Source organism: Erythrobacter colymbi, assembly GCF_002155685.1.
Taxonomy (GTDB): Bacteria; Pseudomonadota; Alphaproteobacteria; order Sphingomonadales; family Sphingomonadaceae; genus Erythrobacter; species Erythrobacter colymbi.
Genome location: NZ_MUYK01000001.1, coordinates 248278 through 273308, shown reverse-complemented (window position 1 = coordinate 273308; position 25031 = coordinate 248278). Strand labels below are relative to the sequence as shown.

Here is a 25031-nt window from a genome sequence, read left to right as displayed (position 1 = left end):
ATCACGCCTCCCCGCTGTCGATCGCCGCGACGCCGGCGATGCGGCTGCGGCCGAGCGCGATATCGTGCCCGCGCTCGGTCAGGGTGGCGACGACGAGGCCGCTCTCCATCCGCCGGTCAAGCAGGTGCAACGCGCCCTGGCCTTGCAGCCAGAACAGCAGCAGGCGCATGCGATCGCGGCTGACCACGTGGTTCATGGCATTCAGCGCCTCGCACAGAGCGGCGTCGTTGGCCGAGCCGCTGGGCTGGTCGGCGAGCAGCTGCAGCACGGCCAGACGCTGTTCGGCCATCAGCTGGGCGGCGAGATCGTTGGCGAGGCTCACGCGTTCATCCCCTTCTCGACGATCGTCTTGTAGATGAGGTCGAGCTGCTTGGTCGTGGCCTTGGCCAGCGCGCCGCGCTCGGCCGCTTCCTCGCGGATGGTGGCGATGTCCTCGGCCATCTTGTCCATCTTTCGGCCATGGGCGCGCAGCTGCTTTTCGAGCCGCTCGATATCGGTCGCCTTGGCGTAGTGGCCCTCGATCTTCTCGACGCGGTCCTCGATCTGGTCGACCTGCGAGCGCATGCCGGAAAGCTCGGTGTCGAACGACTGCAGGCGTTCGTCGAGGTTGCCGGTGCTGACAGGATTGGCCGCGCCGCCCTTCCAGCCCAGCCAGATCACGACGCTGATGCTGCCGAGAATGAACAGGATGATCAGGATCTCGATCGGGTTGGAAATCACGTGTCGTCTCCCTTGCGGCCGATGGTCGACCGGGCTTTGTCGAAAATGTCGGTCATGAAGCTCTTCACCTGCTCGCCGAACAGCTCGACCAGCGAGTAGCCCGAGAAGCCGAGGCCGATCGAAACCACGAAGGCGTAGAGCCAGCTCGGGCGGCTCTCGATGATCCACAGCAGCACCACGACCAGCATGATCACGGTGACGGCGGCGAAGCTGAGCCAGCCCAGCTGCGCCTCGGTCCGGCGCGCGAGCAGACGCGACAGGCCGATCCCCAGCGCCGCGAGGAGGCAGGTGACGACGGGTACCGGGACACCGCCGAGATCGACCAGGAACATGTGGCCCAGCGCAGGCGCCGGCGGCGGCGTCACACTGACGGCCGCCATCGCCGGGAGCCATCCGGTCAGGAACTCGCGGAAGGTGAGGGCGACCGTCATAACTGCCGCTATTCAGCCAGCGCCTGGGTGAACTTGTCGTCGAGGTCGGTGATCATCCGGCTGTTGCCCTCGATCCGGGCGGCGAGGTCCTGGAACTCGGCCACCTGGCGCGCTTCGAGCGTGCTGGTCTCGCGGGTGATCGCCAGCGCGATCGCTTCGTTGGCGTCGGTGGCCAGCTTCTTGAGCGCCGTGTCGATGCGCTCCTGCCCGAAGGCCTTGAGCTCCTCGATCACGGCCTCGAGCTCGGCCACGCGCGCGGCCAGTGCCTCGGTCGTATCCAGCGCCTCGGTCGGAACGCGGTCGGTCTGTTCGGTCATGTCGGGCCCTTTCGTCAGGCGGTTACGTCGAAGATCAGCACTTCCTCGGCCGTGGTCATCATCGGCGAGAGCATGCGGTTGAGGCCGGTGAGCGCGCGCGCCAGCACGGCACGGCCCTGGTTGTCGATCGACACCCAGCCATTGCGACCGGCGCCCCAGAACCAGTGCCAGTCCGAACCGCGCAGGCCCGTCACCAGCACGGTGCCGACGGGGGTGGTGTTGGGCACCTTGATCACGCGGACGTTGCGGGTCGCATCATCGATGAAGAGGCGCTCCCATTCCTTCACGAACCGGTCGGAGCGCTGGCGGTGGTAGTCGCAGAGCGTCTTGAAGGTGTCGTTGACCGCCCAGCCCACCATCTCCTCGAGGAGCGAGGTGACGCGGAAGTCGCGGAAGTCATCCGGCAGCTTCACCAGCCTGCTCACCGGGTCGATGTATTCCGAATGGACCAGGTCGCGGATCTGCGGCTTGGCGGTGGGATCGGTGACCGTGGTGAAGGCGCTGACAGCCGAGCAGGGCACGAAGGTCAGCGACCCAACAAGCGTGGCCCCGGCCGTGACCGAGACGCCGCCGATGCCGGCATTGTCCCCGGAGATCACCACCGTCGCATCGACATCGAGCACGTTGTTGGGCCCCGCCGCGCCGACGTTCGGGCGCACCTGCGAGCCATCGGAGTAGCGGTAGGGGTTGGCGATCTGCACGAAGGCAGACTGGCGCAAGGTCAGCGTGCAGGTCGGCGGCCGCGACCAGTCGCTGCGGACCGCGTTCGAGGTTGAAAGCGCACCGAACAGGCGCCGGATGGTCGCGCTCCTGATGATCGAGCCCGACGCGCCAAGCGCCGGATCGCCCGTCAGGAACGGCCCCTGGCCCGAGCCGAACATGAAGACATCCTCGAAGGCGGTCAGGGTGAAGTCGGTCAGGGTGCGGTTGACCTGGAAGTGGTCGGCGTGCGTGCCGGTCTGCATCAGCGCCGGGTTGGCGCTGGTGGTCCACACGTTCGAGCCGTTGTAGAACCCGAGGTCGGCGGTGATCTTGACCTGCATGGTCTGGCCGGTGACGCGATCCTTGCCGCTCAGCACGAAGACATCGCCCGCGCGCGGGAAGCGGGTCACGCCGCCGCGCGCAACCTGGCTGGCGTTCCACTGGCGATCGGTGCGCGAGGTGATTCCCGAGCTGGAGGGGAAGTCCCAGTACCGGACGATGCAGGTCTCGCCGAACTCGGGCGCGCGGGTTTCGGTATCGGTGCCGAAGTCATAGGTGCCGAGGTGCTTGGCGCGACGCCCGCACGGCAGGTTCGCCGCCGTCTTGCCCGCCGCCGCGAGCGTCTGCCACCCGTTGCCGTCGAGCAGGTTGACGAGGATCGGCCGGCGCGACTGGTAAAGGTCGCACTGCGGCGCGGTGCCCGGCCCCTGCACCACCCGGCGGAAGCTGACCGAGAGCGTGCCCTGCGTCCAGAACCAGTTATCGGAGAAGACGTGGCGCTGGTAGCTGTCGTCGCAGATCACGGTCGCCGCGGTGGCGGTCGCCCCGGTGCGCGGGCTGATCCGCGCGAGGCTGTCGGCGCGGAAGCGCGAGAAGTCGATCGTGCCGCCGCTCTGGCTGGTGACCAGCAGCTCGCCCATGTACTGGTTGTGCTCGCGCTCCTCGTCCTCCTGGGCAAAGTCGCGCGCGCGGGTGTCCTCGACCCGGCAGCCGAGCACGAGGGTATCGGCAAGGTTCACGTTGGTCGACGCGACCACCCAGTGCGTGGCAGTGGCGCTGTCGTTCGGAATGTCGGTCTGCTGCCAGTAGAGCACCTTGTCGTGCGATGCGGCGTGAAGCGTAGAGGCCGACAGGTCGAGCGCGCCGAGAACGTAGGTCTGGCTGGTGACCACCTTGCGCAGCATCGGCGCGAGATCGGGCGCGCGCTCGCGGAAGACCGGCGTGATCGACAGATTGGTCGCGGTGCTGCCACTGGTGTTCCACCCGATCTGGTTGGGGAAGGCCCCGGGGCCGGCAAAGACCGTGTGGTTCGCGGGGCTCTGCCAGGGGCGGAAGTGGAAATCCTCGCGGCCCGTGTGGTTGGGCCCGGCGCGGTCGGTTGTGGTCGGCGAGCGGACCACGCGGATCTTGCGCTCGATCGGCGACAGGCTGCCGCCCATGAGGATCGCGGGCACCGTGATCTGCCCGCTCGGCATGACCGAACGCGAGAGGCCGACGTCCTGGAAGATGTAGCCGAAGCCCGCGCCGAGGCCGGTCAGGATCACGTCGTCGGCAAGCACAACCTGCGCGCTGGCGAGGGTGCCATAGACCGGGAAGGTGCTCATCGGGGCGACCGGGGCGACGCGGACCTTGACCCAGTCGACCGTGATCTTGCGGCCGGCGTTCGCCCCCGGCCACCCGAAGCCGGGCTGGACGTTGCCGTTGGCCGTCGCGGTGGTGAGTACGTGGAGCGTGACGCGGCGCTTGCCGTTGATGATCTCGCCGTTGCTGAAGTCCGCTTTGAACGTGCCCCAGTTCTCGGTGTAGCCGGTGATCTCGCCGGTCGCGTCGTGGTTGAAGGTGAAGCTGAAGCTGCGGCCACCAGACGACCGCGGCGCGACCTGCCCTGCCGCACCACCTTCGATCGTCAGACCATACTCGATCGAGAACAGCTGCCCTGCGAGGACCGGCACGTTGACGTTGTTGAAGGTGCCGAAGGCGTTGGTGCTGTTGCCCTGGGTGATGAGCATGCCTGCGCCGGTGCCGCCAAGGATATCGGCCTCGGTGTGTTGCCCCGGGTAGAGGCGGGTGTCCGTGCCCAGATTGGTGATGTCGAAGCGGCGCAGGTCGGCGGTGCCGGCATAGGCCGTCTTGTTGTTGAGCGGCGGGGCCCAGTACGTATCCCCGCGCTCCAGCGCGTTACCGAGGTAGCTGCCATCGTTGCCAAAGCAGCGGCGCTCCTCATTCGCGAGGGCGATCGCATAGCCGCTGGCGGTGCGCCGCCAGCGGTTCGCGCCCGACTGGTAGATCATCACCCGCGGCCGCTCGATCCCATCTTCGAGCTCGATCAGATTGGCGCGCACGACCGAGCCGGCGAGTTGCCCCGCGAGCGCGGCCTGGGCGGTTGCGAGCGCGATCTGGTTGGCACCCTCAGTCGCGACAGCCGCCACCTGCGCTGCGCCGGCGCCGTTGACATCGCCGACCCTTGCGGCCCCCGCGTCATTGATCTCGGTGACCTTTGCGGCCGCGGCCTCGTTGACGTCCCCCACCTTGGCGGCACCAGCATCATTGATTTCGGTGACCTTCGCGGCGGCGGCCGCGTCGAGCCCTTCAACCGCAGCTGTTGCCGTTGCGGCTGCCGCCTGGGCGAGGATGCGGCTGCTGCGCGCCAGTTCCTCGAACTGGGTCCAGTTGCCGACGCCGGACGCGCCGACCTTCCGGTACCAGCCATTGTTGATGGCTGTGGCATCGTTGAAGACCAGCGCGACACTGTCGGCCGCATGGGCGAGATCAGCGTCAAGCGCCGCCTTGTTCGCCTTCGCGAGGTCAGCAGCGATCAGCTTCGAGAGAAGCCGGTCATATGGCACTGCCTGCAACGGCCCCGTGGGGGAAAACACGATAGCGCGGAGATCTGCCGGAATTTCCGATAGCTCGGGCAGCTCGTCCGGGCTGATGGTACGAAGATCTGTCATGCGAGGACGTCTTTCAGAAGCTGCGCCTGCTCGTGACTGAGGACCACGCGGTTGGGACCGAGCTGCAGGAGAACCCCGTCATCATCGATCTTCGCGAACGCGAGCTGGCGGTGCCGGTTTGGGCCGAGGTTAAAGGTGCCGCGCTTCATTCGGCGGGCTCCTTCGGCGTGAAGCGGACGGCGGACTGCGCCTCGACCCAGTCGATCAGGCGATCGTGGTTGTGCGCATCGATGCTGGCCTGCTCCGCCTCCTCGATCGTCAGGCAGACGAATTGCGAGGGGCAGTACGCTTTTGGACTTACGTCTCCGGCGGCGCGAAGATCTTGATCGCCGGACGCTGCAGCAGCTCGGCCGGCGGCGTCGCCGGTACCGGGCAGACCAGCTGCGTCGGCACGGCCGGGATCGCCTGCGGCTGCTCGCGCCCGCAGGCGGTCAAAGCGAAGGCGCAGAGCAGCATGATCGCTGCGAAGATCGGCGAGAGTCGCATCGGTGATTTCCTCCTGTTCGGCCTTCACGCGCGCGGCATTGGCCTTAGCGCGGCGCTGGGCCTCGGCGCTGGCATCGATGAAGTTGAAGATGGTGCCCAGGTGCGCGAGCTGGGTATCGGTCACCAGCTGCCCGCTCTCCTCGATGAGAGCCCGCATCCGCGGGGCGAGGATGAATTGATGAAATGCTCCGAACACCGCAAGCGCCAGGATGGCCGCGTGCCGCCAGTCGGCCAGCACCCACCTGCCCACCGCTGAGAAGACCTTCAGGAGCTTCTCAGCGATACCCGAGAAGAGCAGCTTGAGCGCCAGCCACATCAGGCCCGCCCTCCGTTGCGGGCGAGCGCGGCGCGGACCTCGTCGCGGATGTCGATCTGGCGCGCGCTCGACCACCGGATCGTGCCATTGGGGCGCACCTCCTCATACATCAGGACGACGCCATCACCGCTCCAGCGACCATCGAAGAACAGGTCGCGCTCGGCCTTGCGGCGGGTGATGATCTCGCGCGGCTTCGACCAGTACAGGAACTCGATCCACGCCTGTTCGCGCTGACCCTTGAGGAACGACTTCACCCAGTCGGCCCGCCCGATCGCGCCGGTGTTCCAGTGGAAGGAGAGCGCGGCTGCGAGCTGCGCCTCAGTCAGCGTGCGGCCCTTGAAGGCGCGCAGAACCTCGGGGAGGTACTTGTCGCGCAGCAGCCACTCGAAGACCTCGACCGCGCGCTCGATCGTGGAGCGGTTCTTACGGTAGCGGCCGACCTTGTGCCCGCTCTTGTCGGTGACGCCGAAACCCCACGTCCAGACCCCGACGCTGTCGAGGTAGGATTCGAGCACAAGGCCCTCGTGCTCGGCGATTTCGAGCAGCGTCTTTTCGGAAAGAAGGGTGGCGGTCATGATCCGCGCCTAACGGCGGATCGGGCGGGCGCGTTACCTCCGCCCGCGTAGCAAGTCCGTCAGAAGAGCCGCAGCTGGTCCTGTTCCTTGCGGGCGCGTTCGAGGATCTCATAGACCCGGCCCTCGCGAATTCGCAAGTGGCGTGCAATCTCGCGCCGTGTCATCCGGCCTTCGTCGGCCAGCTGCTTGACCTTCTGCTCCAGCACCGCCCGCATCGGCACGCGCACGATCGTGCGCCACATCGCATCGCAGAGCTTGCGCGCCAGCTCCTCGCCGATCGCCTCGGCGATGCGCGGCTCGCGCTCCGGGTTCTGGGGGATGTAGACGCGCTCGCCCCGGAACTCGACGGCGAAGTCGAGCGCCGCCTTCGGCCCGATGACCGCAGCGATCTCGTCCAGCACGGCCGATCCGGTCGAGGCGAGCGCTTCGGTCACTATTCCGCGATCTTCTGGTTAGCGGGCTTAGCCACCTCGACGGTCACCTTCATCTCAAGGCCATCGAAATCAAATGCCCACACTGCCTTGATGCCCGGATAGATCCTGTGCATCCGGGCCACGCGCCAAGCCGCATCGATGATGCGGGAGCCGGCAGTGAACGCCGAACCCATAGCTCGGCCCAGCTCCTCACGATTGAAGGGTGAACTGCCCATCATTGCTCGCCCTGCTCGGCTGTGGCAGGGCCTTCCCAGACCGCCTCGCCACCTTCAGGCGCATGGGCCAGCGGCAGGGCATGATCGCAGGCTGCGCACTCGGCGGTGACGCGGCCGACATGCCACGCCCTGCCGCCGCAGCACGGACAGCGGTTGGTCTCGCCGGGCCAATAGAGCTGCGGCGCAGGGCGGAGGAAGGTGGCGGGCGCGTTCATTGCTGCACCTCTTCGGTCGACCATTCGCCCGGACCGGCCGGGCGAGCGCGCTTCAGAAAGACGGGCGGATGAAGGTCGGCGAGCGCCGCGGCGAGGCTTTCGCCGATGCCATAGGCCGTAGGCTCGTGCCCCGTGCTTGCGTAGGCCACACAGCTCCACTTGCTGATCTCCGGAAGAAATTCGCAGCAGAGGATCTGGTCGGTCCCGACACCGGACAGCACCTGCTCTAGCGAGGGTGCGGGCTGGTCCCTATCGCTGATGATGGTCTGCTCGTTCATTGCTGCACCTCGCTCGCCCCGAAGAACTCGGCGCGCATGGAGTAGGGGAGCATCGTCCGCAGGATGCTGCGGAACGCGCCGTGCGTGGCGGTGAGCCGGCCGAATCCGGCATGGCCCGGGGCGACGTCGAACCATTCGGGCGCGTTCATGCCGCGCCGCCCGCGTCGCGCAGCTTTGCGCCGAGCTGCTGGGCGAGGGTCTGGTAGGCCTCTGCCCCCATCGGCCCTTCCGCGCCCAGCTCGATGCCGCACAGCCGCCATGCGGCGGTGTTGAGCGTCCAGTCCGGCCGCGCCTCGCCGATCTTCACCAGCTTGGCGAGGATCGCGTCGCAGAGCCCCTCGTTCAGCTTCAGCACCGACAGGTTGTTGCCCTTGGCATCGAGCTGCGCCCAGCCTTCTTTCTCGGCCATTTTCTTGAGCGCCTCGATCAGCTTGAAGCCTTCCGACTGCTTCATCCAGGCGAGCCGCTCGCAGCCCATCTGGCGCTTGGCGAAGGCCTCCAGCGCCTTCTCATCCCGGCTGCGCACCGCGCCGAGGTGGTAGAGCGAGATCCACAGCGCCCGCGCCTTGCGGGCCGTCGGGTTCTGCGCGACGCCCTTGCCGGTGGCTTTCGGCAGCGGCTTCCAGCCCAGCGCCTCGAACCGGCCGAGCACGCGTTCGAGCTGCTGCTCGGTGCAGTGCTTGGCGGAATCGTGGCCGGTCTCCTGCATCAGGATCTGGCGATAGTCATCCTCGTCGAGGTTCAGCGCCTTGCGGGCGACATGGACCTTGCCGATCATGGCGTTGCGACGCCGGGCGCGGGGATCGAGGAGTTGACGCCCGGCGGGCGCCATGGCGGCTAGGGACAGGGCCATCAGGCGTCTCCCGTGATTGCGGCCACGCCGATCGCAAGGATGGCGAAGAGGCCGAGGGTGATGATCATTCCGATCGCTTCGGATCGGGCGGAGCCGGGGCCGCGCGCGGCATCAAGCTCGCGCGCGGTCTGGCGGTAGAGGTGGAGGAGGCGGGTCACTTCGCCGTCCTCGAATTCTGGGCCCACGCCTTGGTGAGGTGCTCCAGCGTCACGGCGGTGCCCTGCGTCACGGCCATCAGGTGGGCGACTTCCAGCGCGAAGGTGGCCCCGCGCAGCGCGCCCGGCTTGCTGGCGAACTCGGCGATCTTGGCGATGATCTTGGGATCGGTGATGCCCCACGCCGCCGCCAGCGCCTCGGCATCGCCCTGGACCGCCTGCGGGCGGGTCAGGCTGAGACCGATGCGGCTGAAGATCTGGGCGAAGTCGGCTGCGCGGCTGATGCCGTAGATCGACTGCTGCACGCGCTCGTTGCCCATCAGGGCGATGCCGACGCCGGTCTCGTCGTGCCAGCTGCGGATCTCCTCCAGCGCCTTGATCGACAGGTGCTGGGCCTCATCGATGATGATCACAGCGTGGCGCAGGTTGCGGACCTTGTCGCAGATCAGCTCGGACAGGTGGGCGGGCGAGCCGACCGCCTGCTTCTCGCCGAGCGCGCGCAGCACCCGCTGCTGCATCGGCATGATCCCGCTGGTCGAGGCGGTCATCGTCGCCATGAAGCTGTTGTGGTTATCGCGCAGGAAGTTCCGCGCTGTCTCGGTCTTGCCGAGACCCGCGCCCGTCACGATCAGCACCAGACGCCCGCGCTGCGCCCACTGAAGATAGCGGTTGATCGCTGAGCTCGTGGGGGTCTCGAAATACCCCGGCTTTTCGGGCAGATCGGCCACCACCTCGGACTGCGATTCCAGCGTATGACGATACTTGGCGATCATGTCGGCATACTTCTTGCGGTTGCCTGCATAGCCCTTGCCGAGCAGGTTGCTCACCGTCCCGTGGGCGATGCCGGTCCAGCTGGCGATCTCGGTGAAGCTCGCGCCGGTCTCTGCGCGATGGCCCTTCAGCCACTCGATCTGCTCTTCGATGAAGCGGTCCTCGGGCGTCATCTCGCCCTGCTGTTCCACCACCTCGGTGAGGGTTTCCTGTGCTCTGGTTGCCATCTATGTGTCCTTTCGTTCCTTCAGTGGGACTGATGCGCGGGGGCGATTGGCGTTGGCCCCGCGCATCACTTCTTCATTCGACAACCCTGAGGCGCACGGCCCCGAGAGCTGCGATGATCTCTTCCTCGCCCGCGTCCGGCACGGCGGCGGCAGGCTGCGGCTTCAGCGCGGCCGAGCCGACCGTCGCGCGGTGGCGCACGGGGCGAACAATGGTGGCTTCGGGCCGCTCCGGCGCTTCGAGCGGGATCTGGGCGGCGGCGATCTCGGCGGCGTCGAGCGTGCGCTCGGCATCCAGCGCGGCGCGCACCGCGCGGCGGGCTTCCTTCCGCCGCTTGCCCGCCTCGATCGCACCGGCCTGCTCGCGGAAGCCATAGTCCTGCAGCAGATCGGCCTGGGCGAGGTACTGACCCTGCTTGTCGTAGACATGGACCTCGCTGTGCAGGTTCCACGGATCGAACCGCACGGTCACCCGCTCGCCGAGGTGGTCGAGGAAGACCGGCGAGTAATAGCGGTTGCCGAACAGCCTGATCTCGCCGGTGCGGCTGTCGAGCTTCACGCGCTCGGCGGCGAGCAGCGCCATGCGCAGCTGCACTTCGTTCGCCTTGCTGATCTCGGAAATCGCATAGCTCTCAGCGAAGGTCTCGTCGCGGCTGCGGCCCTTACACGCACCGCCGCGGCTGCGACGGGCATTGTGGGCGACGACACCGCGCGCGACGATCTTCTCGAACTCGTCCCACGGCACGGCGCGCTGTCCGTAATTGGCAGGCTTGTTGGTCGGGCTATTGCCCGCATAGGCCCCCGCGCAGGCAGCGCCGCGGCTGATACGATCGGCCAGCTCGCGCCAGGCGCGCTCGATAGGCTTCGAGCTGCCGCTGTAGATCTGCGCGAAGCGCACCTCGATCCCCAGCGAGACGAGGAGACCCGCGGGCTCTTCCGGATCGACCTTGTAGCGGTAGCGCGTCGCCGCGCCGGCGGTCAGCGCCTTCGAGGCAAAGGTGCGGCTGTTGTCGAGCAGGCAGACCTTCGGGATGCCGAACTCGCGCAGCATCTGGGCAAAGGCCATGCGCGTCGAGAGCACGTTCTCGGACAGGTCGATATGCCAGCCAAGGATCTTGCGGCTGTAGACGTCCTGAATCCCGACCATGACGGGACGCACCCACTTCTTCGGATCGCCGGGATGATCGGGGTGCTCGACGAAGACGTCGAAGGTGTGCCCGTCGACGTTGACCTCGTGCATCGCATGCAGCGCCTCGACCGAGCGGCGCAGCTCTGGGACATGCCGCTCCAGTTTCTTCGCACCCTTGCGCGCCATGATCTGGACCGAGCGGGGAACCTCGGCCTGCAGACGGCGCAGCAGCGTGCGGGGATGCGGCAAGGTGAGGCCGCGTTCCCTGGCGATGCGCTCGGCCTCCTCGTAGCACGCGGCGAAGGGCGGCTCCTCGGGGCGCAGCCAGTCGCTCTTCACGATCGCCCAGATTTCGGGGTCGATCTCGGCCTTCTTGCCGCCGCCCTTGCGGTTCGTGGCCAGCGCCGGGAGCCAGTCGCCGCGCGGAACGCCGCGGATTTCCTTCAGCCATTCGTAGATCGTCGAAGCGCCGACATCATGCGCGATCGCCGCCCGCGCGACGGCGGCAGTCTTGGTCGCTCCGGCCCCGCAATGCAGCTCGATCTCGTTGATGATGGCGAGGCGCTGCTGGGCCTCGGCCTTCACGCTCGCCTTCTGCGCGTCGAATCGCGCCCACAGAACGGCGCTTGCGGTCGGCTCTTCCTTGGGCTGGAGGCATTCATAGCCACGGCGCGCGAGATCGGCCTGCGCTTCGGCGGGCAGAAGGCTGAAGTGGTATTCGTTCCCGCCGCCGCGCCCCTGCCGCGCACGGACCAGCAGCTGGCGATCGGCGCTGAGGCGCGAGGCCCAGCGCTCGTTCTGCGCGCGGCGATTGATCGAGCGCTTGTCGCCCGGCAAGCCCGCAAGGCAGAGCGCCTCCAGCTCCAACGCGGTGAACCACGCCTGGGAAAGGTCGGCCTGCTCGACAAGAGGAAGATCAGCGCGGCGCGCCATCAATTGGACCCTTTCCGGTGTTCGTGAATCGGCCGCGCTCGGCCCTCCAGCTCGCGGATCTCGCGCTTGTCCTGCTCGATCCGCTGGCGCAGCTGCCCGATGCGGGCGATTTCGGTCTCGGCCCCGATCAGCAGGGCGACGCCGAGGTCGCCCATGATCTCGCGCAGCAGATCCTGCCGCCCGGTGACGATCACGAGCGCGGCGAGGCGGGAGAACGGCACGCGGTGATCGTCGCGCGCGGGGCTCGAATAGGCATCGAGCATCGACTTGGAGACATCCTCGTCGAGGAGCTCGCTCATCGCGGCGGCGATCACGTAGCGGCTGCGCGTATCGCTCGCGAGGATCGTGCCGACGAGGCGGTTCACCTTGCGCTCGAAGCCCGCAAGCGCACCTTCCCCGCGCACTGGCACGGGCACGTTCCAGTTGAAGCCGAGCTGGTCGGGATGGGCCTTAGCCTTGGGCATCGCTCCCCCGCAGACTGATGGTCGGCAGCTCGGTGCGCGAGCTGGTGACGAAGGCGCCCGCATTGATGTTGATCCGGCACCGCGTCCCATCGGGATAGGTCGCCATGATCCGCCGCAGCTTACCGCGCCGGTCGTAGTAACCGACCAGCTTGGGCTCCCCTTCGGGCGCGGCAATGAGGAACTCCGCCAGCTCGGCGAGCGCGCCAGGCGACGGGGTCACTTCAACCTTGGTGAGAGGGCCGAGGCTCATGCTTGCGCCCACTCAGCGCCATCATCGAGGACAGCATCGACCATGCCTTCATCGACGACAGTAGAGATGATCAGTCGGGCAAGACCGTTGACCGAGATGCCGCGCTTCGCCGCGTGCGGTCCAAGCGCGTCGAGAACATCGGTCGGCACCAGCACGGCACGGCCGAGGTATTCATAGTCGCTGCGCTCGCGCTTAGGGCGGCTCGATCCGCACTCAAGTGCGGTAACCGTTTTTGAGCTGATCCCGATCGCCTGTCCGATCTGGGCAGTGGTCAGGCCCTGCTGACGCAGGCCAAGCACCGCCGCCGTGCGGCTTGGATATCCGAGGCAAGGCTTCGAAGCGCCCATCGCTCAGTCCCTCATCATGTGGGGCGCTTCCCAGCGCCGGAAGTCATTGGGCTGCTCGGGCTTCAGGCTGAGCGGCGGCAGGGCCGAGCGGATGCCTGCGCGCGCCATGCGGGCGCGGTGGCGCTCGCGCTCCTCGACCTCTTTCATTCGGCGCTCGGCCTCGGCGGGCGTGACCTTGAGCTCCAGCGCCAGCAGGAACACCTTGCGGTGGTGGCGGCAGTACTCGGCATGGCTGGCGAACTTCGGCATCAGCGGTGTCCTCCTGCGGCAAGGACACGATCGCGCAGGGTGGCGCAGGCTTGTGCGGTTGCGCGGTTGTCGCGGCGCTCTTCGTCGAGCCCGCCCTTCAGCGTCCGGAGCACCTGATAGACCCGCACCTCGCTGATCTTCATGCGACCAGCGATTTGCCCGATGGTCAGGCCCTCCTCGTCCAGATCGAGGATTTCTTGCTCGCGGCGGGTCACAGCCATTAGCGGTGTCCTCCTGCTTGGCGGACGAGCTTGCCGAGCTGGCGGCTCTGCGCGCGGAAGCGCTTCTCCCGCTTCGCCTCGCGGCCCTCGTCCTCGAAAAGACGCTGTTCGATGTTGCGCACGGTGCGGGCGCTGATCCCGAGCCTGCAGGCGATCTGCTCGCGCGGAACGCCCTGCTCGTGCAGCACCTCGATCGCGCGTTCGGTGGATGTCTGCCCCATCAGCGCTGCCCTCCCATGCTTACGACGCGGAGCGGCGCACCATCGGGCGCGCGCGGGATCGCAACGGGCACAAGCACCTCGATCGCGCGGGTGCGGCCAGTCAGCACGCGGATCGCGCCGCGCTCCTGGAGCCCGCGAACAGTCTCCCAGGTGCGCCCCTTGCTCTTCGGGCTGCAGCCCATTCCGACAGCGATCTCGCGCAGACAGGGTGAGTGACCCTTGGCCTGCTGGAAACCCGCGATGAACCGGAGCGCGTCCATCTGGCGAGGGGTGAGGCCCATCATCGCACCGGCCTCCGCAGTTCGGCGAGGATCTGCTGGCGCTGCTGGATGCGGCGGATTGCGGGGAAGCGGTCAAGGCCCGCCTCCTTCATCTCGCGCGCGATCGCTTCCTCGGAAGGCAGGCGGCTCACCACGGGCGCTCTCCCGTGAAGAGGGCAACGATCGTCCCTGCCCACCAAATCAGGCTCGGCGCAAGGATGGCGACGACAAGCAGCGCCAGCGCGCATTCGATCAGCGTGCCGCGCATGACAGCACCTCCTCGAGCAACAGGATTTCGGAATTGCGGTGGAGCGGCGGCAGCCAGATCGTGCGCGTCTGGCCGGGCGCAGTCGGACGCTTCACGTCCCAGATGATCCAGCAGTAGTCCGTCATGCCGCCGCTGAAGGCGCGCTTGCCCATCCTGGCGATCATGTCGCCCGGCGGCATCGAGGGGCGCTGGCAAAGGTGCAGCACCGCCTGCGGCGGGTGGTCGCTGAACAGCTGGTACCGCGCCTGACTGGCGAGCCACTTGCTCGGCATCAGGATCGCGACGCGGCGAGAGGAGAGCGCCAGCGCATGCCGCGCAAACGCCTCTGCGATGCCCTTCACATAGCTGTAGGGCGGGTTGAAGACGATGCTGCAGGGATCGAGCGGCTCGGTGGTCTCAAGGAAGTCTGCCTCCCACCACTTGACGCGCTGCAGGTCGCCATAATTCTGCCCGTCGAAATTCGCCCAGGCGAAGTTGTCGACGAGGTCCGAGCCCCGCACCTCAAGGCCACAGTAGAACGCCGCCTGCAGCGTGTTGCCCATGCCGCAGCACGGATCCCAGACAGCCAGCCCCTCGTCCCGTTCGAGCTTGAAGCCGCCGAGAACCTGCGCCAGCTGCTCGGCGCACCAGTGCTCATCGACATACCAGTCGAGCGGGTGACGCTTGGCGTGCCGGCCGGAGGAGATTTCCCCCCTCATTCGCCCAGCTCCTCGTTCAGCCGGTCGCGCAGCGCCCGCTTCATCTCTGGCGTCAGCATGGCGGCGATGCGAGGCAGCTGCTCGCGCTGCTGCGGGATCGTGAGGCGCTTCCAGTTGCTCTCGACCGCGAAGACGAATTTCATGTGAGCCACCGGCTCGACCTTCGCGGCGAACGCCTCGGCCCCCGCCGCGATCTTGGCATCCTCGACCCCGATCTCGGGATCGGCGAGCAGCGCCTCGATCACGCGGCGACGGACACCCTCGTCCTTCAGCTGGGTCAGCGCCTTCAGCTGGCTGCCGTTCTCGCCCACCACCGGATGCTTGGCGAGCCGCTCGGCGAGGTCGGGGAAAGGCTCGATGACGAGGCGATAGAGTGCCAGATCATTGTGGATCGTGCGGCGCGACATGCCGAGGGCTTCGCCGACAGATTCCTCCCAGCTGTATGCTTGTGCAATCTTTGCACAAGCATCCTCGGTCTCGTCACGAAGGGCCGCTTCAGCGCCCTCCTCGCCATGCCGGACACGGTCCCAGCGGGCCTTTGCGCCGCGCTGGTACTGGTCGAGATCGCCGTGCGCTCGCGCGATCCGCTCCTGCGCGGCGGTCACCAGCGCGGCGGTGAACTTCGCGCGTTCGATCGGCCCCAGCGGGCGGCGGTGCAGGTTCTCCGAGGCCTCCAGATCGGCGAGGTCTTCGGGCTTACCCTTCACCTCGATCGCAAAGACCGTGATCCCTTCCATCGCCGCGCCGGTCAGGCGGTGCATGCCCGTCACCAACCTCCACGCCTTCTTGCCCTCGGCGACGATGCCCTCGATCGACTTCTTCGGCAGGTTGCGCGTCACCTTGATCGGATCGCGCTGGCCATCCACCGCCATCAGGCGACCGAGCGCCGCGGCCTTGTCCTCGTGGAGGAAGCCGATCCGCTCCGGGATCTCGATGTCGATGGGCGAAAGCTCCAGCACCTGCGCGCTGGTGAGCAGCGGAGTGCGGGCCTTCATGCCGCACCTCCCGTACCCGATTCGGGCGGCGTTTTTTCCGTGCCACAACATAGCGATTGGCCCGCGCCGCTCGCTTCCACAGAGTCAGAGCCTCTCTTGGAGGAGAACAGCCCATGACCGATTTCGACAGTAGCCAGATCGAGGAGCTCATTGACCGCGTCGAGGCCATCGAGCAGCTCACGCTCGCGCATGCGCTGGCTATCGCGATCGAAGAGCCCGACCTTTCCGACATAGCCCTTGCCACCGCTGACAGCCAGATCGACCCGCTGGTCGCTGCCGGCAGGGGACGCGCCGCGATCTGGCTGCGCGGCTACATCGAGATGCTCAAGAGCGCGCGCGATTGATGCCTGCGCGTCCCGCAGCTTCTGGCGCAGCTTCATGCGACGCACCGCGGCCAGCGCCGCATCCGCATCGGCAAAGCCGGCATCGGGGAGCTGATGAAGCGTCATCACGCCGCCACCACCTTCCCGCGACTGGCGACGCGCGCGGCATCCTCGGCCTCGATCTTGTCGAGCTCACGATAGAGAGCCTCGATCGAATGGAAGTTGGCACCGACCGGATCGGGGTTTTTCGGCCCCTTCCGCCACCGGAAGAACGTGGCTGGGTGAATCCCTGCCTTTCGGCAGAGCTGCGCGATGGGGACGCGGGCTGCTTTCGCGCGCCGCTCGATGTCCCGAATGGTCGTTTGCTGGTCCATGCTGCATCGGCAACAGCATTTTTGCTGCTCTTCAACAGCATTTATGCTGCTGTTTGCAGCGCGCCGCTCTTGGTAGCGTCGTGACATGGAGGGACTGGCACAAGATCGGGCGCTAATGCTGGCATTGGTCGACTACACCGGGTTGTCGGCCGCAGAGATCGCACGGAAAGCGGGGCTAGCTGCCACGACAATTCAGAGACCTCTCAAGGGCACTGCAGACACCCGCATCAGTCAGCGCACGATCGAAAAGCTCTCCGAGGCCTTTCCTAAGTTCCCAGGGTGGACGCGGGCCGGAGCTGCTGCGATGAGAAGCCTGCTCGAACCCGATTCTGACATGGTCCCGATCGCGGCTATCGACCTCAATTTCGGTCTCGGGGCTGCCTTTATGGACAGCGAGATTGTCGAACACGCGGCCGATACCATGCTGTTCCCGCGCGATTGGCTGCGCTCCATCACGAGCAGCGCACCGGACAGGCTCTATTGGGCGCGAGGCGTTGGCAATTCGATGGAGCCCACGATCGGCGACGGCGATGTCATTCTGATCGATCGCTCGGCGGTGGGCTCGACCTTCGGTGACCTCTACTGGGCCATCGCTTTCGGGCATACCGGCATGGTCAAGCGCCTCCGGCCCATGCCCGACGGCAGTGTCAAAATACTGAGCGACAACCCCAACGTCCCGCCCGAAGTTGCGCACGATGGCGAGCTGCATGTGTTCGGCCGGGTAATTGCGGTGGTCAGACGGATATGATGTAGAAGGTCAGCCATGATCCGCCTTGCCATCTCGACCTGCTGCCTTTTCGCGGCGCTTTGTGCGTGTTCTGACCAGCAGGCGATACCTCCTGCAGCGCCGATCGACGTGACACTTGAGCAGCTGGTCAAGGAATTCGATCAGAATCAGGTCGCAGCGGAGCAACGCTATGCCAACACGCCCGTCCGGCTGACCGCAACCGTAGCGAGTATAAAGGGCTCATCCGAGGAACCGCTTCTCAACCTGAGCTGGACCGACACCCTGCTTCCCATACAGGCGAAGTTGGCGGAAGCCTCGAAGCCTATGGCCGCCGACCTCCTTCCAGGTGACCAGGTGGAGCTAACCTGCGCGAAGGTAACCGAGGTGTTGGGCACGCCGATGCTCGGCCAGTGCGCGGTGGAGAAAAACGCGCCCACTTCCTCGCCAGCCGAAACGCCAAATGCGTCTTCTGCGGTCAACAAAACTCAATAATTTCAGCATGTGCCCAGTTCGGGCCGAATTTCGCGAACTGGGACACCGCATGTCCCGGTTCATCGCTTGATGATCGGCCTCTCGGATGCCACTAAGAGGCCGATGAAACGGCCATGAACCGCAGAATTCCGCTACTGAGACGGTTGCCTCTTAAAACGCCCCCCAGAACCCCAGACGTCCCTGAAAGGCCCCGATCAACCAATATTTCCCCCAGGACTCTAGACACTCACGCAAGGGCCCGAATTTTTTGGCGCTACCCCGAAAGCCCCCGATTTCCGCGGTTTTCGTCCCACGTTGTCCCGAGAAGGCCCGGAAAATCCCGGCCACCCCTCACTCTAGTTCCTTGTGTCCCCTAACATCGGAGGTGGGAACCCCCACCCCCAGCCCCTCCCCAAGGGGAGGGGAGCATTCGCCTCAATCCTTCGCCAGCAGCCACCCGAAAATCTCGGGCAACCGCGCCGCCCAGGCGTTTTCCTCGTGCTCGGCGCCTTCGTAGACCTTGCTTTCCCAGTCGCGGCCCTTCTGCCAGCCTGCCGCCGTGAAGCGCGCGTCGACGACCTGCTGGTAGGGTGCGTAGAACTGGTCGAGCGTGGCGGTGCCGTGGTCCATCCACACGCGCCGACCATCGGGCTTCCCGAGGCGCGCCGCGAACCACGCGTCCCACATCTGCTTGACCCCGCTGTCCTCGCCCGCGACCACCCGCGGATCGACCGCCGGCCAGTGCGAGGAAACGCAGCCCGCGCGGCCGAAGACCTCGGGACGCTCAAGGAGGGCATAGCAGCTCATCAGCCCGCCCATGCTCGATCCAACGATGGCGGTATCGTCGCGCCCCGGGCGGGTGCGAAAGCTCGCGTCGACCCAGCTCTTTAGCGGCCCCGCGATCCACGCGAGGTAGCGGTCGGAGACGACCGCGCCCCCGTTCGACATCGCGTCCATCTGCGCGCGCACAGCGGGCGGCGCGGCGTCATAGGCGCTGCGGGGGAGATACTGGCGGTAGCGGTCCGGCCCCGGGGCCCAGATGCCGATGATGATATGCGGTTCGACCTTGCCGCTCGCCACCGCCGCCAGCATCGCTGTGTCGGCGGCCCAGATCTTGTTGAAATTGCTGTTCTTCAGATCGAACAGATTGTGCCCGTCATGCATGTAGAGCACCGGATAGCGCCGGTCCGAGGCGTCATAGCCCGGCGGCAGCCAGATCGAGAGGCGCTGGTCGGGCAGGCCCTCGGCGGCGATGCGCTCGTATTCGAGAAAGCGTCCCGTATCGCTCTGCGCGGCCAGCGGCGCGGCGAGGCCCAGCAGCGCGAGCAGCGCGGCAAGCAATCGGAACATCGGCAACCCTCCCTCTCCCTTGCCCCCTTTATCGCGGGGGCCGTGGGACAGTTCAAGCCTCGGCGGCAGCGCTTTCGGCGAGCATCATCGCGCCCGTGATCCCGCTTTCGGTGCCGAGGCGCGGGCGGATGATGGCGTGGCGCGTGCCGCCCGGTAGGTAGCCCGCATCGAGCGCGCGGGCGCGCTCGACCACGCGCTCGACGAGGCCGGGGGTCTGCGCCACGCCGCCGCCGATCACGACCTCGGCCACCGCGACCGAGGCGAACAGGGTGTGGCACCCTTGCGCGATGTAATCGGCGATGATGGCGTGGCCGGGGTGGTCGGCGCGCAGGTCCGACAGCGAGCAGCCCCAGCGCGCGATGATCGCCGGGCCGCAGGCGAGGCCTTCGAGGCAGTCGCCGTGGTGCGGGCAGATGCCGGCGAAGTCTTCGTCGAGCGGATGACGGCGGGGGTAGATATGGCCGAGTTCGGGATGGGCGATGCCGTGGACGGGCTTGCCGTCCAGCACCAGCCCGCCGCCGATGCCGGTGCCGATGGTGAGATAGGCGAGGCTCCCGCCGGCCTTCCCGCTCGCGGCATATTCGGCGAGCGCGGCGGCGTTGACGTCGGTGTCGAAGCCGACCGGCACCCCGCCGAGGGCTCTGGCCAAGTGACCGGCCACGTCGCAATTCGCCCAGCCGGGCTTGGGGGTGGTGGTGATGTGGCCCCATTGCGGGCTCGCGGGATCGAGCTCCACCGGGCCGAAGCTGCCGATACCCAGCGCGCGCACTCCGCCCTGGCCTGCAAACCACGCCGCCGCTTCGGCGAGGGTCACCGCGGGGTCGCGGGTAGGAATGGTGTGGCGGGCGAGGATGCGGTCGGGCGACGGTCCTACCGCGAGGACGAACTTGGTACCGCCGGCCTCGATCGCGCCGAGCATGTCCCCGGCCATCAGGCGAGGCTCTGGGCTGGCACCGCCTCGAGCGCGGCGGACTCGCCATCCAGCACCAGCTGCATCAGCGGTGCGGGCACGCCGCCGAAGCTGCCGTCCGGCATCACATCGACGAAGCTGCACACCGTGAGGCTCGCATCGACATACCAGCTATAGGTCTGCTGCGGGCGGTCTGCCGGGTTCGCGAGCACCAGCCCCGTCCCGTTCAATGGCCGCCACGGGCCTGCCATGCTGTCTGCCACCATACCGTACAAACCCCCCGGTGCGTGCCGCAGGTTGTCCGCGAAGGTCGCGGTCTGCGTCGACCAGAAAGCGTAGTAGTGTTTCCCGTGAAACACCAGATGGGCGCGCTCTAGCTCGTTGTTGACGCCCTCTGCATGGAGGCAAGGGGGGGTCAGGACCCACCCTGAGGGGGTGCGACGCGCCATTCCGAGCGCGCCGTTGAAGGCGCTGGCCGATCCGGCGAGGCTGGCGGTGAAGGCGATGTATTCGGCCCCGTCGGCCGGATCGCGGAAATAGGCCGGATCACGGAAGGCCTTGATCTTGCCGGCCTCGCCCTCGTGCGCGTCGGCGGGCATGTAGTGCGGGCCGTAGCCGCTGACGAGCGGGGCGGGATCGGACCATTCCCCCGGCCAGCCATCCGCGCCGAGCGTGGCATGGCTCTCCCACAACTCCTGCTGGTAGCCGCCCGCCTTCGCGGAGGTGCCCGCAGCGGTGAAGAACAGGGTCAGCACGCCGTCATTGTCGAGCAGCGCCGAGCCGGCCCATTCGCGTTCATAGGGCACGAGACGGCCCGAGGGCAGGACGGGGCCGCAATCGTGCCACGCGCCGTCCTTCCTTTCGAGCCAGTGGATCTTGGCCTCGAAATGGCGCAGCGCCGGATCTCCGCGGTCGGGCGCGGTCAGCGCCATCCACATCTCGCGGCCCGCCAGCGTCACGCGCTGGCCGGCGGTATCCTGCACCGGCCACATGTCCCAGTAGAGCCGCGCCGGATCGAGCGCCGAGCGGTCCGCCGCCGCCACCGGCGGGATCAGCGCGCCCGCATCGGGCCGGTCCGCGATCGCGCGCACCTGTTCGGCTGTCCAGACGCCTGTAATCGCGGTGGTCATCCGAGCTTCATCCCATCACTTCAACAACAAAAGGGGGCTGACCGCCGGGGAGAGTTGGCGGCCAGCCCCTGTGCCACGGGTCCGGTTATCAGAAATCGAACCGGACCGAAGCGAGCACCGTCCGACCGGCGATCGAGCGCGCGCGCACGAGGCCGTTGGCCGGGATCGACCCTTCTTCCGCCTCGGTGTAGCCGGTCGAATTGAAGAGGTTGGTGGCGTTGAGGCCCAGCTCGATCCGCTCGATCGGGCGGAAGGCGACGAAGGCGTTGACCTGGGCATAGGCCGGCAGCTTCAGCTGGTTGTTGTCCTGCGTGTAGCTGTCGGTGGTGCCGACCACGTTGGCGCCGAGCGTGAACTGGTCGGCTTCGTACTGCGCGGTGGCTTGATACACGAGGTCGGCCTGACGGCGCGGGGTGTTGCCGATCACGGAAGCATCGAGCGCGTCCTTGATCTCCGAGTCGGTCCAGGTCGCGCCCGCGCTCAGCGAGAAGGGCCCGGTGCGGTACGAACCTTCGAGTTCCAGACCGAAGGCCTCGTAGGTGCTGTCGAACAGCTCCAGCGGGGCGAGCTCGACATTGGTTTCCGAGGTCTTGGCGTAGAAGCCGGTGGCGTAGAAGCCGATCCCGCCCGACTGGTACTTGGCACCCACTTCGAGCTGGTTGACCCGCGCGATCACGCCCGCATCGCCGCCCGGCAGGCTGCCGTCGGTGGTGCTGACCGCAGGCGAGAACAGCGAGCGGTCGGCGGTGTGACGCCCGCCGCGGCTATAGCGGGCGAAGATGCCCAGATCGTCGGCGACGAGGTAGTTCGCACCCAGCGAGTAGCTGAGATAGCCGAAGTTGTAGTTCACCGGACGGGCATTGCCGAGCGGGATGATCGCGGTCGAGGCTTCGGCCGGGTTGATGACGTTGTTGCCATCGAAGTCGAAGCTGCGGATGCCGGTGCCGAAGCCCGTGTCCGAACCCGCGATGGTGCCGCTGGCATCGCCGAAGTCGTAGCGCACCGAGGCATCGAGCGTCAGCTTGCCGGTCTCGACCGAAAGCGAGGCGAAGGGCGCGTAGGTGCTGTAATCGACATCGTAGCTGCGGCGGCAGCAGTTGCCGAAGAAGTTGGCGCTGTAGGCCGCCGTGCCGTTCGCGGTGACCAGCTGGCCGCCCGAATTGCGGATGTCGACCAGCACCGCCTGCCCGTCACCCTGCACGGTCTGCACGTGGCTGGTCCACAGCCAGTCGGTATCGACCGTCTGGCGCGACAGGTAAAAGCCGGTGGTGAAGTTGGCCGAGCCGCCGCCGATGTCGAATTCCTTGTTCACGCGGAAATCGTTGGTGACGTTGTCGAGGCTGTTGAGGCGGGTGTTGAACACCACCACGTTGGTCAGCAGGCCATTGCCGCCGATGGTGGAGGCGTTGGCGGTCTGGCCGGCGTTCGGCCCGCTGGCAAAGACGATGCTCGAACCCGCGCCGCCGATGGAGTTGGCCACCGCCTGCGCGCTGTCCACGCCTGCCGGGAAGGGCGACATGAACCCGCCCGAATTGTCGGCGAAGCGGAAGCGGTTGGTCAGCGTCCAGCCGCCGCCGACGTCGATCTCGCTCTCGATCCCGAAGGCGAGGCTCTTGACCGAAAGGCCGTCACGGAAGTCGTAGCTCGCCGGGTTGTTGTTGCCGTCGAGCGTGCGGGCCGGGGTGAGGTAGGGGCTGTAGAGCGAATCGGTACGCGGATCGAAGCCCGGGATCGCCTGATAGTTCGGGCTGCCGTTGCTGCCCGTCACGCGGACCGGCTGGGGCAGGATCGTCGGGGTGGTATCGTCGAGATACTTGGCCGAGAAGCGGATGTAGCCGCCGTCGAATTCCTTGGTGATGTTGGCCTTGATCTGACCGCCGTCATAGCCGTTGTAGCCGATGTCGCGCGGGCCTTCGCCGGTGCGGTAGAAGCCGCCGACGTGGAAGTAGAGATCGTCCGCGAGCGGCGCGCCGTAATCGAAATCGAGGCGGTAGCTCTCGAAGTCGAGCCCGACGCTCGCCTGGATCGCGCCGCCTTCCTGCTCGCCGGTCTTCGAGATGAAGTTGATCACCGCGCCCGGCGCGTTCGAGGCGAAGGTCGAGGCCGAACCGCCGCGCACCGCTTCGACGCGGGCGACCGAGCGGTCGGCGCGCAGGAAGTTGTCGGCGTTGCCGAAGATGATGTCGCCGAATTCGAGGATCGGCAGGCCGTCTTCCTGAAGCTGGATGTAGCGCGCACCGCCGGTCGAGACGGGAATGCCGCGCACCGCGATGTTGGCGTTGCCTTCACCGCCCGAGGCTTCCGAGCGGATGCCGGGGACCTGGCGGATCAGGTCGGCCGCGGACGGCGCGGCGAGCTTGGCGATCGATTCGGCGCCGATGGCGCTGACCGAGACCGAGCTTTCGATGCGGTTCTGGCCGCGGGCGACCGCGGTGACGATGATTTCCTCGCCCTCGGTGACGGCGGCATCATCGGTGGTGTCCTGGGCAAAGGCGGGGCTGGCGATCAGGGCCGACACGGCCGCACTGGCGCAAAGCGCGAAACGCAATTTCATGACTGGTCTCCTCTCGGGTTCGCGCTTCTTGGGGCGCTGACGGAGCATGGCCTAATCAACCTGCAAACGATTGCAACAGGAATCTTGCAATCGTTTGCAAAAGAATCGGAAATCTGTCACCTCTTGGCCACAGCATCGCTTATAAGGTGCAGGTGGAGAGAATGGGATGAGGCATCATATGTCGGAAAAGCCGCGACTTTCGCTGCTCAGAATCATCGAGATGAACATCGGCTTCTTCGGCCTCCAGTTCTCCTTCGGGCTTCAGCAAGCGAACATGGGGCCGATCTACGGCTTCCTCGGCGCGGACGAGGGCTCGATGCCGCTGCTGTGGCTGGCAGGGCCGATGACCGGCCTCATCATCCAGCCGATCGTGGGCGCGATGAGCGACCGCACCGACACGCGCATCGGCCGCCGCACGCCCTATTTCCTGATCGGCGCGATCATCTGCACGCTCGGCCTGTTCGCCATGCCGCATTCGACCAGCCTTTGGATGGCCGCGAGCCTGCTGTGGATCCTCGATGCCGGCAACAACATCACGATGGAGCCCTACCGCGCCTATGTCGCCGACCGGCTCGCGCCCGACCAGCGCTCGATCGGGTTCCTGACGCAGAGCGCCTTCACCGGCCTTGCGCAGACCCTGTCCTACCTCGCGCCCTCGCTGCTCACCGCCTTCGTCGCGCGCGACGTGCTCGATGCCAATGGCATTCCGGTGATCGTGCGCATCGCTTTCGTGATCGGGGCGATCCTGTCGATCTCGACGATCCTGTGGTCGGTGCTGCGTGTGCGCGAGCTGCCGCTGGACGAGGCCGAGCGCGCCGAACTGGCCGACAAGCCGCTCACCGCCCGCGCCACCCTCGCCGAGATCCGCGACGCGATCCGCGAGATGCCGCGCCCGATGCGCCAGCTGGCAGGCGCGATGCTGTGCCAGTGGTATGCGATGTTCGCTTACTGGCAGTATATCAGCTTTGCCGTCGGCCGCTCGATCTACAACACCACCGACCACACCAGCCCCGCCTATATCGAGGCCGCGCTGACCGCACAGCAGGCCGGCGCGATCTACAACTTCATCGCCTTTGTCGGCGCGCTGGCGCTGATCCCGGTGGTCAAGCGCTTCGGCGCGCGGCCCACCCACGCCGTCTGCCTCGCCGCATCGGGTATCGCCATGCTGCTGATCCCCGGCGCCTCGACTCCGGCCGCGCTGTTCGTGCTGATGCTCGGCATCGGCATCGGCTGGGCGGGGATGATGGGCAACACCTACGTCATGCTCGCCGACTGCATCCCGCCGGAGCGGAACGGCATCTATATGGGGATCTTCAACCTTTTCATCGTCATCCCGATGCTGATCCAGACGCTCACCATGCCGCTGATCTACGGGCCGCTGCTCGGCAGCGATCCGCGCAACGTGCTGATGCTGGGCGGCGTCTTGATGCTGGCAGGCGCGCTCGCTACGCTGCTGGTCGATGCCGGTCACCGCGCGCCCCGCGATCAGGGACTCGCTGCCGGCTAGAGGGGGA

36 protein-coding genes are annotated in these 25031 nt (G+C 66.9%); 4 read left to right on the top strand and 32 right to left on the bottom strand.

Translation table 11 applies throughout. The features are described 5' to 3' along the window. Position 1: 1 nt before the first annotated feature. The 27 genes from BZF57_RS01285 to BZF57_RS01175 form a co-directional block, all read right to left on the bottom strand. Positions 2-322, bottom strand: a complete 321-nt coding sequence (locus tag BZF57_RS01285; RefSeq protein ID WP_086733790.1) for a VpaChn25_0724 family phage protein — start codon at positions 320-322, stop codon at positions 2-4. Next, positions 319-720 carry a hypothetical protein gene (locus tag BZF57_RS01280; RefSeq protein ID WP_086733788.1) on the bottom strand — a complete coding sequence of 134 codons (402 nt, stop codon included), beginning with the start codon at positions 718-720 and terminating at the stop codon, positions 319-321. Before BZF57_RS01280 ends, BZF57_RS01285 begins: the two co-directional genes overlap by 4 nt. Continuing rightward, a complete protein-coding gene (locus BZF57_RS01275; RefSeq protein WP_086733786.1) occupies positions 717-1151 on the bottom strand; it encodes a hypothetical protein in 435 nt (144 codons plus the stop codon). The genes BZF57_RS01280 and BZF57_RS01275 overlap by 4 nt, the downstream gene beginning before the upstream one ends. Positions 1152-1159: 8 nt before the next feature. Beyond that, entirely contained in the window at positions 1160-1468 is a 309-nt protein-coding gene (locus BZF57_RS01270; protein WP_086733783.1) for a hypothetical protein, read from the bottom strand. Between the two features lie 14 nt (positions 1469-1482). Then, positions 1483-5121, bottom strand: coding sequence for a hypothetical protein (locus tag BZF57_RS01265; protein ID WP_086733781.1), 3639 nt, complete (start codon positions 5119-5121; stop codon positions 1483-1485). Continuing rightward, a complete protein-coding gene (locus BZF57_RS21065; RefSeq protein WP_156076229.1) occupies positions 5118-5270 on the bottom strand; it encodes a hypothetical protein in 153 nt (50 codons plus the stop codon). Before BZF57_RS21065 ends, BZF57_RS01265 begins: the two co-directional genes overlap by 4 nt. After that, positions 5267-5923, bottom strand: coding sequence for a hypothetical protein (locus BZF57_RS01260; RefSeq protein ID WP_086733779.1), 657 nt, complete (start codon positions 5921-5923; stop codon positions 5267-5269). The genes BZF57_RS21065 and BZF57_RS01260 overlap by 4 nt, the downstream gene beginning before the upstream one ends. After that, on the bottom strand, positions 5923-6498 hold the full coding sequence (locus BZF57_RS01255) for a lysozyme (RefSeq protein WP_086733776.1): 576 nt from the start codon (positions 6496-6498) through the stop codon (positions 5923-5925). The genes BZF57_RS01260 and BZF57_RS01255 overlap by 1 nt, the downstream gene beginning before the upstream one ends. A gap of 59 nt (positions 6499-6557) precedes the next feature. Then, positions 6558-6932, bottom strand: coding sequence for an uS3 family ribosomal protein (locus BZF57_RS01250; protein WP_086733773.1), 375 nt, complete (start codon positions 6930-6932; stop codon positions 6558-6560). Continuing rightward, positions 6932-7105 carry a hypothetical protein gene (locus BZF57_RS21060; protein WP_156076227.1) on the bottom strand — a complete coding sequence of 58 codons (174 nt, stop codon included), beginning with the start codon at positions 7103-7105 and terminating at the stop codon, positions 6932-6934. Before BZF57_RS21060 ends, BZF57_RS01250 begins: the two co-directional genes overlap by 1 nt. 41 nt (positions 7106-7146) lie before the next feature. Then, a complete protein-coding gene (locus BZF57_RS01245; protein ID WP_086733771.1) occupies positions 7147-7362 on the bottom strand; it encodes a hypothetical protein in 216 nt (71 codons plus the stop codon). Beyond that, positions 7359-7640, bottom strand: a complete 282-nt coding sequence (locus tag BZF57_RS01240) for a hypothetical protein (protein ID WP_086733769.1) — start codon at positions 7638-7640, stop codon at positions 7359-7361. The genes BZF57_RS01245 and BZF57_RS01240 overlap by 4 nt, the downstream gene beginning before the upstream one ends. Beyond that, positions 7637-7789, bottom strand: coding sequence for a hypothetical protein (locus BZF57_RS21055; RefSeq protein WP_156076224.1), 153 nt, complete (start codon positions 7787-7789; stop codon positions 7637-7639). The genes BZF57_RS01240 and BZF57_RS21055 overlap by 4 nt, the downstream gene beginning before the upstream one ends. Continuing rightward, positions 7786-8493, bottom strand: coding sequence for a gp16 family protein (locus BZF57_RS01235; RefSeq protein ID WP_086733767.1), 708 nt, complete (start codon positions 8491-8493; stop codon positions 7786-7788). Before BZF57_RS01235 ends, BZF57_RS21055 begins: the two co-directional genes overlap by 4 nt. Then, positions 8493-8651, bottom strand: coding sequence for a hypothetical protein (locus tag BZF57_RS21050; protein WP_156076222.1), 159 nt, complete (start codon positions 8649-8651; stop codon positions 8493-8495). The genes BZF57_RS01235 and BZF57_RS21050 overlap by 1 nt, the downstream gene beginning before the upstream one ends. Next, the gene (locus BZF57_RS01225) at positions 8648-9646 is read right to left on the bottom strand and encodes an AAA family ATPase (protein ID WP_086733763.1); all 999 of its coding nucleotides are present in this window, start codon (positions 9644-9646) and stop codon (positions 8648-8650) included. The genes BZF57_RS21050 and BZF57_RS01225 overlap by 4 nt, the downstream gene beginning before the upstream one ends. A 73-nt stretch (positions 9647-9719) precedes the next feature. Beyond that, a complete protein-coding gene (locus BZF57_RS01220) occupies positions 9720-11705 on the bottom strand; it encodes a transposase domain-containing protein (RefSeq protein WP_086733761.1) in 1986 nt (661 codons plus the stop codon). Next, the gene (locus BZF57_RS01215; protein WP_086733758.1) at positions 11705-12169 is read right to left on the bottom strand and encodes a hypothetical protein; all 465 of its coding nucleotides are present in this window, start codon (positions 12167-12169) and stop codon (positions 11705-11707) included. Before BZF57_RS01215 ends, BZF57_RS01220 begins: the two co-directional genes overlap by 1 nt. After that, a complete protein-coding gene (locus BZF57_RS01210; RefSeq protein WP_086733756.1) occupies positions 12156-12419 on the bottom strand; it encodes a hypothetical protein in 264 nt (87 codons plus the stop codon). The genes BZF57_RS01215 and BZF57_RS01210 overlap by 14 nt, the downstream gene beginning before the upstream one ends. Beyond that, positions 12416-12766 (bottom strand): hypothetical protein, encoded by a 351-nt coding sequence (locus BZF57_RS01205; protein ID WP_086733754.1) that lies wholly within the window; start codon positions 12764-12766, stop codon positions 12416-12418. The genes BZF57_RS01210 and BZF57_RS01205 overlap by 4 nt, the downstream gene beginning before the upstream one ends. A 3-nt stretch (positions 12767-12769) precedes the next feature. Continuing rightward, positions 12770-13015, bottom strand: a complete 246-nt coding sequence (locus BZF57_RS01200; RefSeq protein ID WP_086733752.1) for a hypothetical protein — start codon at positions 13013-13015, stop codon at positions 12770-12772. After that, positions 13015-13236: a helix-turn-helix domain-containing protein gene (locus BZF57_RS01195; RefSeq protein WP_086733750.1), complete on the bottom strand. Its 222-nt coding sequence runs from the start codon at positions 13234-13236 to the stop codon at positions 13015-13017. Before BZF57_RS01195 ends, BZF57_RS01200 begins: the two co-directional genes overlap by 1 nt. Next, positions 13236-13457: a helix-turn-helix domain-containing protein gene (locus tag BZF57_RS01190; RefSeq protein ID WP_086733748.1), complete on the bottom strand. Its 222-nt coding sequence runs from the start codon at positions 13455-13457 to the stop codon at positions 13236-13238. Before BZF57_RS01190 ends, BZF57_RS01195 begins: the two co-directional genes overlap by 1 nt. Then, complete coding sequence (locus tag BZF57_RS01185) at positions 13457-13741, bottom strand: LexA family protein (protein WP_086733746.1); 285 nt, start codon at positions 13739-13741, stop codon at positions 13457-13459. The genes BZF57_RS01190 and BZF57_RS01185 overlap by 1 nt, the downstream gene beginning before the upstream one ends. After that, positions 13738-13869 carry a hypothetical protein gene (locus tag BZF57_RS21700; protein WP_276206594.1) on the bottom strand — a complete coding sequence of 44 codons (132 nt, stop codon included), beginning with the start codon at positions 13867-13869 and terminating at the stop codon, positions 13738-13740. Before BZF57_RS21700 ends, BZF57_RS01185 begins: the two co-directional genes overlap by 4 nt. Positions 13870-13969: 100 nt before the next feature. Beyond that, positions 13970-14683, bottom strand: coding sequence for a TRM11 family methyltransferase (locus BZF57_RS01180; RefSeq protein ID WP_086733744.1), 714 nt, complete (start codon positions 14681-14683; stop codon positions 13970-13972). Next, positions 14680-15678, bottom strand: a complete 999-nt coding sequence (locus BZF57_RS01175; RefSeq protein ID WP_086733742.1) for a hypothetical protein — start codon at positions 15676-15678, stop codon at positions 14680-14682. The genes BZF57_RS01180 and BZF57_RS01175 overlap by 4 nt, the downstream gene beginning before the upstream one ends. A 113-nt stretch (positions 15679-15791) precedes the next feature. Here BZF57_RS01175 and BZF57_RS01170 point away from each other — a divergent pair, with 113 nt between their 5' ends. After that, on the top strand, positions 15792-16022 hold the full coding sequence (locus tag BZF57_RS01170; RefSeq protein WP_086733740.1) for a hypothetical protein: 231 nt from the start codon (positions 15792-15794) through the stop codon (positions 16020-16022). A gap of 104 nt (positions 16023-16126) precedes the next feature. On the opposite strand, the gene BZF57_RS01165 is transcribed toward BZF57_RS01170, so the two are convergent. Beyond that, the gene (locus tag BZF57_RS01165) at positions 16127-16375 is read right to left on the bottom strand and encodes a hypothetical protein (RefSeq protein WP_086733738.1); all 249 of its coding nucleotides are present in this window, start codon (positions 16373-16375) and stop codon (positions 16127-16129) included. A gap of 85 nt (positions 16376-16460) precedes the next feature. Between BZF57_RS01165 and BZF57_RS01160 the strand changes: the two genes are divergently transcribed. Then, positions 16461-17123 carry a LexA family transcriptional regulator gene (locus BZF57_RS01160; protein ID WP_240505809.1) on the top strand — a complete coding sequence of 221 codons (663 nt, stop codon included), beginning with the start codon at positions 16461-16463 and terminating at the stop codon, positions 17121-17123. A 15-nt stretch (positions 17124-17138) separates the two neighbouring features. Beyond that, positions 17139-17594 carry a hypothetical protein gene (locus tag BZF57_RS01155; RefSeq protein ID WP_086733736.1) on the top strand — a complete coding sequence of 152 codons (456 nt, stop codon included), beginning with the start codon at positions 17139-17141 and terminating at the stop codon, positions 17592-17594. Positions 17595-18008: 414 nt separating this feature from the next. Here the strand turns inward: BZF57_RS01155 and BZF57_RS01150 are convergent, their stop codons facing one another. The 4 genes from BZF57_RS01150 to BZF57_RS01135 form a co-directional block, all read right to left on the bottom strand. Further along, positions 18009-18923 carry an alpha/beta hydrolase gene (locus BZF57_RS01150; protein WP_086733734.1) on the bottom strand — a complete coding sequence of 305 codons (915 nt, stop codon included), beginning with the start codon at positions 18921-18923 and terminating at the stop codon, positions 18009-18011. A gap of 52 nt (positions 18924-18975) precedes the next feature. Continuing rightward, a complete protein-coding gene (locus tag BZF57_RS01145) occupies positions 18976-19854 on the bottom strand; it encodes an ROK family protein (protein WP_240505808.1) in 879 nt (292 codons plus the stop codon). Next, positions 19854-20963, bottom strand: a complete 1110-nt coding sequence (locus BZF57_RS01140; RefSeq protein ID WP_086733732.1) for a glycoside hydrolase family 68 protein — start codon at positions 20961-20963, stop codon at positions 19854-19856. Before BZF57_RS01140 ends, BZF57_RS01145 begins: the two co-directional genes overlap by 1 nt. A gap of 88 nt (positions 20964-21051) precedes the next feature. Next, complete coding sequence (locus BZF57_RS01135; RefSeq protein WP_086733730.1) at positions 21052-23517, bottom strand: TonB-dependent receptor domain-containing protein; 2466 nt, start codon at positions 23515-23517, stop codon at positions 21052-21054. 178 nt (positions 23518-23695) lie between these two features. Here BZF57_RS01135 and BZF57_RS01130 point away from each other — a divergent pair, with 178 nt between their 5' ends. Next, a complete protein-coding gene (locus BZF57_RS01130) occupies positions 23696-25024 on the top strand; it encodes an MFS transporter (protein WP_086733728.1) in 1329 nt (442 codons plus the stop codon). Positions 25025-25031 lie beyond the last annotated feature (7 nt).